This window comes from Chryseobacterium sp. R2A-55 (assembly GCF_021401085.1).
Taxonomy (GTDB): domain Bacteria; phylum Bacteroidota; class Bacteroidia; order Flavobacteriales; family Weeksellaceae; genus Kaistella.
Genome location: NZ_JACBFP010000007.1, coordinates 148,635 through 158,128 on the forward strand (window position 1 = coordinate 148,635; position 9,494 = coordinate 158,128).

At 46.5% G+C, this 9,494-nt stretch carries 6 protein-coding genes; 1 reads left to right on the top strand and 5 read right to left on the bottom strand.

The genetic code is table 11. The features are described from left to right. Positions 1 to 65: 65 nt before the first annotated feature. Positions 66 to 464 carry a hypothetical protein gene (locus L0951_RS09410; RefSeq protein ID WP_234110977.1) on the bottom strand — a complete coding sequence of 133 codons (399 nt, stop codon included), beginning with the start codon at positions 462 to 464 and terminating at the stop codon, positions 66 to 68. A 352-nt stretch (positions 465 to 816) separates the two neighbouring features. Beyond that, on the bottom strand, positions 817 to 3,690 hold the full coding sequence (gene uvrA, locus L0951_RS09415) for an excinuclease ABC subunit UvrA (RefSeq protein ID WP_234110978.1): 2,874 nt from the start codon (positions 3,688 to 3,690) through the stop codon (positions 817 to 819). 445 nt (positions 3,691 to 4,135) lie between these two features. On the opposite strand from uvrA, the gene L0951_RS09420 reads away from it, so the two are divergent. Next, complete coding sequence (locus L0951_RS09420; RefSeq protein WP_234110979.1) at positions 4,136 to 5,812, top strand: formate--tetrahydrofolate ligase; 1,677 nt, start codon at positions 4,136 to 4,138, stop codon at positions 5,810 to 5,812. A 150-nt stretch (positions 5,813 to 5,962) separates the two neighbouring features. On the opposite strand, the gene L0951_RS09425 is transcribed toward L0951_RS09420, so the two are convergent. From L0951_RS09425 to L0951_RS09435, 3 genes are all read right to left on the bottom strand, one after another. Then, positions 5,963 to 8,608 carry a cation-translocating P-type ATPase gene (locus L0951_RS09425; RefSeq protein ID WP_234110980.1) on the bottom strand — a complete coding sequence of 882 codons (2,646 nt, stop codon included), beginning with the start codon at positions 8,606 to 8,608 and terminating at the stop codon, positions 5,963 to 5,965. Positions 8,609 to 8,841: 233 nt separating this feature from the next. Further along, entirely contained in the window at positions 8,842 to 9,165 is a 324-nt protein-coding gene (locus L0951_RS09430; RefSeq protein ID WP_234110981.1) for a hypothetical protein, read from the bottom strand. A 33-nt stretch (positions 9,166 to 9,198) separates the two neighbouring features. Further along, a partial coding sequence (locus L0951_RS09435; protein ID WP_234110982.1) for a M20/M25/M40 family metallo-hydrolase occupies positions 9,199 to 9,494 on the bottom strand: 296 nt, incomplete at its 5' end.

Consider the following 9,494-nt stretch of genomic DNA (forward strand, 5'->3'; position numbering starts at 1 on the left):
ACTGCACTTCATTGAAAAAAGCCGAACATTCCGTCCGGCTTCTTTTTGATAGAGATGCTGCTCCATTATTTGCTGTTCACATTCACACTTACCGGCATGATAAATGTAGATGCCATCAGGTTCTTGTTCAGTTTATTCACATCCACTTTATAGAGCAGGCTTTTCATCACATGCTCCAGTTCTTCGGAAACATATTTGCAGCCGCCTTTTGCGTGAATATTTGTGATTTTGCCGTTTTCTGCGATATTAAATTCCAGGACAGAATCGGTGGTTCCTTCGGTTAAATTAGGGTTTGTAAAATCGAAATTGCTGACGACCAATTGGCGCAACTCGCCGAATATTCCTTTAGAATTAATGGTAACCTCCTCTATATTATTGCTGCTTTGAGCCTTGATCTGAGAGAAGACACTGATTGCGACCCCCAATGCTAAAATCGCTACTGCTTTGGTGAATATCTTTTTCATTTTCTTGTATGATTAATGGATTGGTTAATAATGAGTTGAACATTTACGATACAAATATAGAAAATAGAATTCACACTGAGTTTACATTTTGTTAACATTGGGTTAACATTAACCATTATGAAACACCAACTACCTGAAAATAAAACAGCTATATTTTCAATTATGCTTAAAAATGTTTAATAATATTCGACTTTCAGGATAAAAATCATAAAAAATAAGCAGATGACCTTTTGAAAACCCACTGAGCAACAAACGGGAATTGAATAATGAAAAAGAGCAATTAATTGACAAAGTCCAAATGGACTCCGCCGAATCTTTGATTTCACCTCGCAACGAACTTAGCCTGAGAAATTCACTCCAATTCTCTTTTCAAAAACTTAGCCGTAAGCGATTTCTTGCTTTTCACCAATTCTTCCGGTGTTCCTTCGGCAATGATCTTTCCGCCGTGTTTTCCGCCTTCCGGACCAATGTCTATGAGGTGGTCCGCCAATTTGATGACATCCATATTGTGTTCAATGATGATGAAGGAATTCCCCAGATTCACGAGTTTGCTCACCGCTTCCATCAACACTTTCACGTCTTCAAAATGAAGACCTGTGGTCGGTTCATCCAGGATGTATAAAGTATTTCCGGTCTGCCTTTTGGCGAGTTCTGTAGCGAGTTTGATCCGTTGTGCTTCCCCTCCGGAAAGCGTGGTGGATTGCTGCCCCAAAGTGATGTAACCCAATCCTACATCCTGCAAAGTTTTCACTTTGTTGAAGATTTTCGGGATCGGTGCGAAGAAATCCACTGCTTCGTCAATTGTCATTTCCAGCACGTCTGAAATGGATTTTCCTTTGTAGCGCACTTCCAGCGTCTCCCGGTTGAAACGCTTTCCGTTGCAGGTCTCGCAATGCACATACACATCCGGAAGGAAATTCATTTCAATGACTTTCAAACCTCCCCCCTGACAGGTTTCGCATCTTCCGCCTTTCACGTTAAAGGAGAACCGTCCCGCTTTGTACCCCCGGATTTTAGATTCCGGAAGTTCGGCGAAAAGGTTTCGGATGTCCGTAAACATTCCGGTATAAGTGGCGGGATTCGAACGCGGCGTCCTTCCAATCGGAGCCTGGTCCACATCCACAATCTTGTCAATATTTTCTATTCCCTCAAAACTTTTGTAGGGCAAAGGTTCCTGCACTGCTCTGTAGAAGTGTCGGTTCAAAATCGGATAAAGGGTACCATTAATCAAAGACGATTTTCCACTTCCGGAAATTCCGGTCACCACCACCAGTTTTCCGAGTGGAATTTCCAGATTGACATTCTTCAAATTATTTCCGGCAGCTCCTTTCAGCACTAATGACTTCCCATTTCCTTTTCTTCTTTCCTTGGGAACTTCGATTTTCTTTTTGCCTGAAATATAATCCGCCGTCAAGGTGTTGGCTTTCAACAAATCTTTCGGCTTTCCCTGCCAAAGTATTTCGCCACCGAACTTTCCGGCACGCGGACCGATATCCAGCACTTCATCTGCTTCCAGAATCATGTCCTTGTCATGTTCTACCACGATCACGGAATTCCCGATGTCCCTCAAATGTTTCAGAGAACTGATCAGCCGTTCGTTATCTCTTTGGTGAAGCCCGATAGAAGGTTCATCCAAGATATAGAGCACATTCACGAGTTGAGAACCAATCTGGGTCGCCAAACGGATCCGCTGTGATTCACCTCCCGAAAGGGTTCGCGAACTCCGGCTCAAGCTCAGATAATCCAGTCCCACATCCAAAAGGAACTGCAGTCTGGTCTTGATCTCCTTTAAGATTTCATGGGCAATGATCTTGTTTTTGTCGCTGAACCGGTCTTCCACTTCATGGAGCCAGTCCATCAAATCGGCCAAACTTAAGGCGTTGATTTCGGCAATATTTTTTCCGTCGATCTTGAAACTTAGACTTGACGGCTGAAGACGCGTTCCTTTGCACTCCGGACAAACTTCTTCGTTGGTAAAGTGCCTTTCAAGCAATATCGCGTCATAGCTTTCTTTGTCTTCAATCAACTCCTCAATGATCGATACCAAACCATCGAAATTGACCTTGATTTTCTTCGTGATGCCTGCATGTTTCAGCTCTTTAGCCACCTCTTTGTGCGCCCCGAAACAGATCAGGTCCAAGGCATCTTTAGGAATATCTTTAATAGGTGTCGATAAATCTTTGTCAAAAACTTCCAGAATATTCTTGATCTGTGCGAGTATCCATTTGTTCGACTTGATATCTTCCAAAGGCAGCAAACCGCCCTGGCTGATGGAAAGTTTCGGATTCTCTACAAAATAATCGGTGTTCACCTTTTTGATGGTTCCCAGACCTTTGCAATTCGGGCAACTTCCTTTGGGCGAATTGAAAGAAAAAGTATTCGGTTCCGGTAATTCCAGTGAATCTCCGGTTTCGTCGTCCATCAGGTTTTTGGAGAAATAATGGACTTCATTCTCGTTGAGTTTTTGCAGCCCGATGGTTCCCTCTCCCATTTCCAGGGCAGTTCGCAGGGAATTTTCCATTCGGTGTTCGGTTGCTTTTTCACCGATAATCCACCGGTCGATCACTATATCGATGTCGTGGGTTTTGTAGCGGTCGAGTTTCAGGTCGTGTTCAATATCTACCAACTCACCGTCAATTCTTGCCTGTCCGTAACCTTTTTTCAGTTTCTGCAGAAAAAGTTCGTGGTAATGCCCTTTTCGGGAACGGACCACGGGTGCCATGAGCAACACTTTCTCCCCCTTATAATTTTCTTTAATGGTTTCCAGGATTTGCTCGGCAGTGTAACTCACGAGTTTTTTACCGGAAGTCATTGAATACGCATCAGAAACCCTGGCGAAAAGCAGTCTTAGGAAATCGTAGAGTTCAGTCACGGTTCCTACTGTGGAACGTGGATTCTTGTTCGTGGTTTTCTGTTCGATGGCGATCACCGGCGAAAGTCCGTCGATTTTGTCCACATCAGGTCTTTCCAAACCGCCGAGAAACTGCCTTGCGTATGCGGAAAAAGTCTCGATATAGCGTCGCTGACCTTCCGCAAAGATGGTATCGAAAGCCAGCGAGGATTTGCCACTTCCCGAAAGTCCGGTAATCACCACGAGTTCGTTTCGCGGAATTTTCACCGAAATGCTTTTCAGGTTGTGTTCGCGGGCTCCGTATATTTCTATATATTCTTTGCCATCAGCGGCGGAAGTAGAATGGTTGTCGGAATGGCTGCTGGTTTTTTGCATTTCTTGCTCTCATTTTTCCCGGATAGTTCTTTTAAACTGGGAATCTGCAAATTTACGGATTTTTATGGTGGCTAAAAATGATACAGGATTAATAATTTTTAGCCCCGATTGCACAAGGGAACATCACTGCGCGAATACAAAACCTCTCCTTCACATGAACTCCATTATCAGTTCAAATCCAACGAACCGTATGTTTATTGGGAATTAACTTCGTCAGATGAAATGGGGCACCGTATTCCGGAGGGATATGAACCCTCATCAATCTGATCCCATTGTGCTCCTAATCTTTCAATTGCTTTCATGGTTAAGAACAGGTCCGGCTACATTGGAACAAATTCATTCAGGTCGCAACTCCGTAAAAAGTCAAAAACTGACATAAGACATTCCAAAATATTTCGCAGGAATCTATAGTTTGGCTAAATTTGGTTGTTTAAAATTGTACAACATGAGTTTCCCAACCGACCTGGAAATCGCAGAGTCCGCGCAAATCCAGCACATTAAAACCATCGCCGATAAAATCGGAATCCACCATGATGATCTGGAATACTACGGAAAATACAAAGCCAAAATTCCCTTGAAATACATCGACGAAGAAAAGATCAAAAAAGCAAAACTGATCCTCGTCACAGCAATCAACCCCACTCCCGCCGGTGAAGGAAAAACCACAGTATCGGTCGGTTTGAATGACGGTCTGAATAAAATCGGCAAGAAATCCATCGCCGTGTTGCGCGAACCATCCCTCGGTCCGGTTTTTGGCGTGAAAGGCGGCGCTGCAGGAGGCGGTTACGCACAGGTGATCCCGATGGTGGACATCAACCTGCACTTTACAGGAGACTTTGCAGCCATTGAGAAAGCCAATAACCTGCTTTCAGCACTCATAGACAATAATCTTCAGAACAGGAAACATTCCTTAAACATCGATCCGCGAACCATCGTATGGAAACGCGTGATGGACATGAACGACCGCGCACTCCGGCAAATCGTGATCGGTTTGGGTGGTTCCAACAACGGAATTACCCGTGAAGAAGGATTCAACATCACTCCGGCAAGTGAAGTGATGGCGATTCTCTGTCTGAGCCAGGATTTTGAAGATTTGAAAACCAGACTCGGAAATATCTTCGTGGGCTATACTTTTGACAAAAAACCTATTTTCGCAAGAGACTTAAAAGCAGAAAACGCAATGGCCATTTTACTTAAAGACGCCATTAAGCCCAACCTGGTGCAAAGTCTGGAGGGAAATCCCGCGATTCTTCACGGAGGTCCTTTCGCGAATATCGCGCAGGGAACCAATACCATCATCGCCACGAAAACCGGACTTTCGCTCGCCGACTATGTCGTCACAGAAGCTGGTTTCGGAGGTGATCTGGGAGCCGAGAAATTCCTCCACATCAAATGCCATTACGGAAAAATGAAACCCGATGCAGTGGTGATTGTAGCTACCATCCGCGCTTTGCGTTACCACGGCGGTGCCAAGAAAGGCGAATATGAAGTTCCAAACCTTCCGTTCGTGAAAAATGGAATTGCCAACCTCATAAAGCATATCGAGAACAGTTTCAAATTCGGTTTAAGGCCGATTGTTGCCATCAACCGTTTCGCCACTGATTCCGATGAAGAAATCAACTTCATCCAGGAAGAGTGCAAAAAACTCGGCGTGAGAGCCATCCTCGCTGAAGAATTCACCAAAGGCGGTGCGGGAATGACCGAACTCGCCGAGGAAGTGGCGTTCTGTGCCTCCAATTGCGGCAATGATTTCAAGCCTCTCTACAAAGTGGATGATTCGGTGGAATATAAAATCGAGACCATCGCCAAAGAAGTTTACGGAGCGGATACCGTGGTGTATTCCCAAAAGGCAAAAAACCAGTTGAAAACCATCTACGATCTGGGTTTTGATAAAGTGCCGATCTGCATGGCGAAAACCCCAAAATCCCTTACCGACGACGAAACCAAAATCGGCCGCCCTTCCAACTTTAAAATCACCGTCCGTGAATTTGAATTTGCAGCCGGTGCCGGATTCATCATCCCGATCCTTGGCGACATGATGCGGATGCCGGGATTACCGAATGTTCCTGCTGCGGAAGGAATGAGCATAGACAAAAATGGTAAGATTACCGGGTTGAGCTGACATTGGGATTGAATTGTTTTTGAGATCGCTGCTTTCCACAGGAAGAGGCGAAGTTTCGTCATTGTTATTTCGGCCAAAAATCGTGCACCCATTATTTTTAGTGACCTCTGAAAAACAACTGAACATCAATGCGGAAAGCTTCTGGGCGGATTACCACAAAATTCTTTTAAACAGTTTGTGCACCTCGCTGAAAACCAGTGGAACCAATCCCAAACCACATGCGGTAAGCCAACCTCCGGCATCGGGAAAATGAAGTTGGAAAGCATCCTGAAGGAAAGGCACGAACAGCAGCAACAACTGTAAAACCACCCCCAAAACCAGGGCACCAATCAAATATGGGTTGCTGAAAATACCGATGGTGAACACAGATTTTCTGCGGTGACGAAGTGCCAATGAATAAAACAGCTGGGCAAAAACAAGGATCAGAAAGGCAAGCGTCCTTGCATTCTTCAGGACCTCATCGGGAATATCCTGATCCATTGGTGAAAATCCCAATTCGTAAAATCCATACCAATAGCCAAACACCGTGATTGCGCCAATCAGCAAACCGCCCAGAACCACCTGCAGTGTACCGCCGTGGGAAAAGAAACTTTCCCGCGAAGATCTCGGGCGCTCATTCATTACTTCAGGATCGCCGGGATCCATACCCAAAGCGATGGCCGGAAGGGAATCGGTAATGAGATTGATCCAAAGCAATTGCGTCGCCAGCAATGGAGCCGGCCAACCAATCAGCAGCGCAGCCACCATGGAAATCACCTCGCCGAAATTACAGCTCAGCAGAAAAATGACGGCTTTGCGGATATTCCGGTAAATATTTCTGCCATGCTCCACCGCTTTCACAATGGTAGAAAAATTATCATCGGTGAGGATCATATCTGCAGCGCTCTTCGCTACGTCGGTTCCGGTAATTCCCATGACCACACCAATGTCGGCAGCGTTCAGTGAGGGTGCATCATTCACGCCATCACCGGTCATGGAAACAATATTTCCTCCGGCTTTCAGCGCACGGATGATTTTCACTTTGTGTTCCGGAGAGACCCTGGCAAATATTCGGTAATTCCCAATAGAAGCTCTCAGCTGGTCTTCACCGGTTTCGTCCAGTTCCCTGCCGGTCACCACTTCTCTTTCAGAAACCGCAATGCCCAGATCTTTGCCGATGGCAAAAGCAGTATGTGCATGATCCCCGGTAATCATCAGGGTGGTAATGCCTGCGTTTCGGGCTTTTTCTATGGCAGGTTTGGCCTCTTCACGCGGCGGGTCAATCATTCCCGCAATCCCTACCAGGATCAGATCCTGCTCCATTGCAATCCGTGAGGGTACCGTGGCAACCTGGCGGTATGCGAGCGCCAGAGTGCGCAGGGCCTCATCAGACATTTCTTCCGCCACTTTTCTGATTTCGTTCTTCAGCATACCGTTTAACGGAACGGGGGTTCCTTCTTTCAGAATCATTGTGGATTTTTCCAGGATCTTTCCCGGAGCGCCTTTAGCAAAAACCGACAGCTCATTTCCGTGTCTAATCAGTACAGACATCATTTTTCTGGCAGAATCAAACGGAATTTCCTCCAGACGCACAGTTTCCCGTGCAAGCTGTGCCCGGTTGATATTCAGATCGTCGCCCAGTTTCAGGAGTGCAATTTCAGTGGGATCACCTGTACTTTCTCCCTTTTCCAGAGTGGCATCGGAAGCCAGAATCATCCCCTTCACCAACAACCGGGCGGTTTCTCCGGGATCCACTCCATTTCCGGACTGAAACAATCCCTCGGAGGTCCAGAACTTTTCCACGGTCATTTTATTTTGGGTTAAGGTTCCCGTTTTGTCCGTGCAGATGATGTTTACCGAACCCAAAGTTTCCACGGCAGGCAGCTTTTTGATGATGGCATTGTTTTTCGACATCGCAGTAACGCCCACTGAAAGTACCACTGCCACGATGGCTGCAAGACCTTCGGGAATGGATGCCACTGCAAGCGAAACTGAGATCAGGAACATTTCCGCCACATCCCGCCCCTGAAACCACGACAGCACAAAGAGGAAAACACATACCGCCACAGCAACGAAACCGAGTATTTTACCCAATTGGTCCAACCGCTGCGCGAGCGGAGTTTTTTCCTCAGGCTCGTTTTGGATAATGCCTGCAATTTTCCCGATTTCCGTTTCCATTCCTGTTGTGGTCACGATTCCGGTTCCTCTTCCTGCGGTCACAGTAGTGCCCATGAACGCCAGATTCTTCCGGTCACCGAGCGGTGCGTTGGTCTCCGTGATGACGGATGCTGCATCTTTCTCCGAAGGTTGGGATTCGCCGGTCAGCGCGGCTTCCTCGATCCGCAGGTTCACACTTTCCACCAGCCGAAGATCCGCACCCACCATCCTGCCGGTTTCGAGCACCACCACATCACCGGCTACCAGTTGACCGGAGTCGATCTCATTCCTTTTTCCTCCCCTTTTTACATAAGATTTTGGTGAACTGATTTTCTGCAGGGCTTCCACAGCATGCGCTGCTTTGCGCTGCTGGTACACCCCGAGAAATGCATTGATAAGAATCACTCCTGAAATGATGGCGGCATCCACCAGTGCACCCAGATAAACGGTAATCAGCACCGCAGCGAAAAGCACATAGATCAGCCAGTCCTTCAGCTGTTCCAGAAAAAGGCAAAGGATCGTTTTTTCTGGCGCTTTTTTCAGCCTGTTCGGTCCGTTCTGTTTCAGCCGCTCCCTAGCTTCCCCCTCTGACAGTCCCATTGACAGATCAGTCTTCAGCTCGGCCGCCGTTTGATCAATATTTTTGGCATGGAAATCCATTGGGTTATTCCCGGGTTTTCTCGGAGCATAAAGTTAGTGAAAATCTATCTTCCCCGAAGCAGGAATAAGACTGATGCGCAACGACCAATTGATGTTCGCCTGCCGGAATCATGACTGATCAGTTTGGGGTTTTGCTTTTCCAGGGAACCGCGTGGAAGAAGTGAAATACAGGACAGAAAACAGCGATGCCACTCAAGCGGGCACCGCGCCTATCAGATCATTAAGCCCAATCCTCAATCATAGAGTGCCGTCATTTCAAAACCGAGGGTGAACTGATGGCATTTCGGGCAATAATTCCTGCTGCGCTGAATAAATCTGTCGAAGTGCTCATACGGGCTTTCCCTGGCGGCCCCGTCGTTCATTTCGGGCTCCGTATAATAACTCAGGTTCCCATCATCTGCCCCCGGTTTCATGAGGTCCCGGGAAACGATTTCCATGGTATTTCGGTCCAGTGCCGGGACAGAACAGGAATCTTCAAAGTTCATCATTCCCGCCCCGAAATTGAGTGATTTCACGGTGTAGCCGCATCGGCATTTTGCAGTAAGGATTTGTCCCATGGTGTGTTGATGAAGGGGTTTAAATGAATTGCTCTATTTCAGTTGATTTTCAATAAGCGCAGTAAAAATGGCTACCCCCACAGGAATTAATTCATCCGGGAAATCATAATCAGGATGATGAAGGGCAGGTTGATTTTCGCCTGAGCCCAATCCAAACATACACCCTTTGAACCGGGAGGTAATAATCCCGAAATCCTCTCCCCATTTAAATGGAAAAGACTGTTCAGATACATTCAACTGTGCTGATTCGGCTGCCCTTCTTACTGCGTTGACACAATCCGCATCATTTTCATTCGCATAAAAATGCGCTAAAAACTCATGTTCCAATC

Coding starts and splice junctions, on each gene's coding strand:
- L0951_RS09410 (WP_234110977.1), bottom strand. CDS start 464: ATGAAAAAGATATTCACCAAAGCAGTAGCGATTTTAGCATTGGGGGTC.
- uvrA (WP_234110978.1), bottom strand. CDS start 3,690: ATGCAAAAAACCAGCAGCCATTCCGACAACCATTCTACTTCCGCCGCT.
- L0951_RS09420 (WP_234110979.1), top strand. CDS start 4,136: ATGAGTTTCCCAACCGACCTGGAAATCGCAGAGTCCGCGCAAATCCAG.
- L0951_RS09425 (WP_234110980.1), bottom strand. CDS start 8,608: ATGGATTTCCATGCCAAAAATATTGATCAAACGGCGGCCGAGCTGAAG.
- L0951_RS09430 (WP_234110981.1), bottom strand. CDS start 9,165: ATGGGACAAATCCTTACTGCAAAATGCCGATGCGGCTACACCGTGAAA.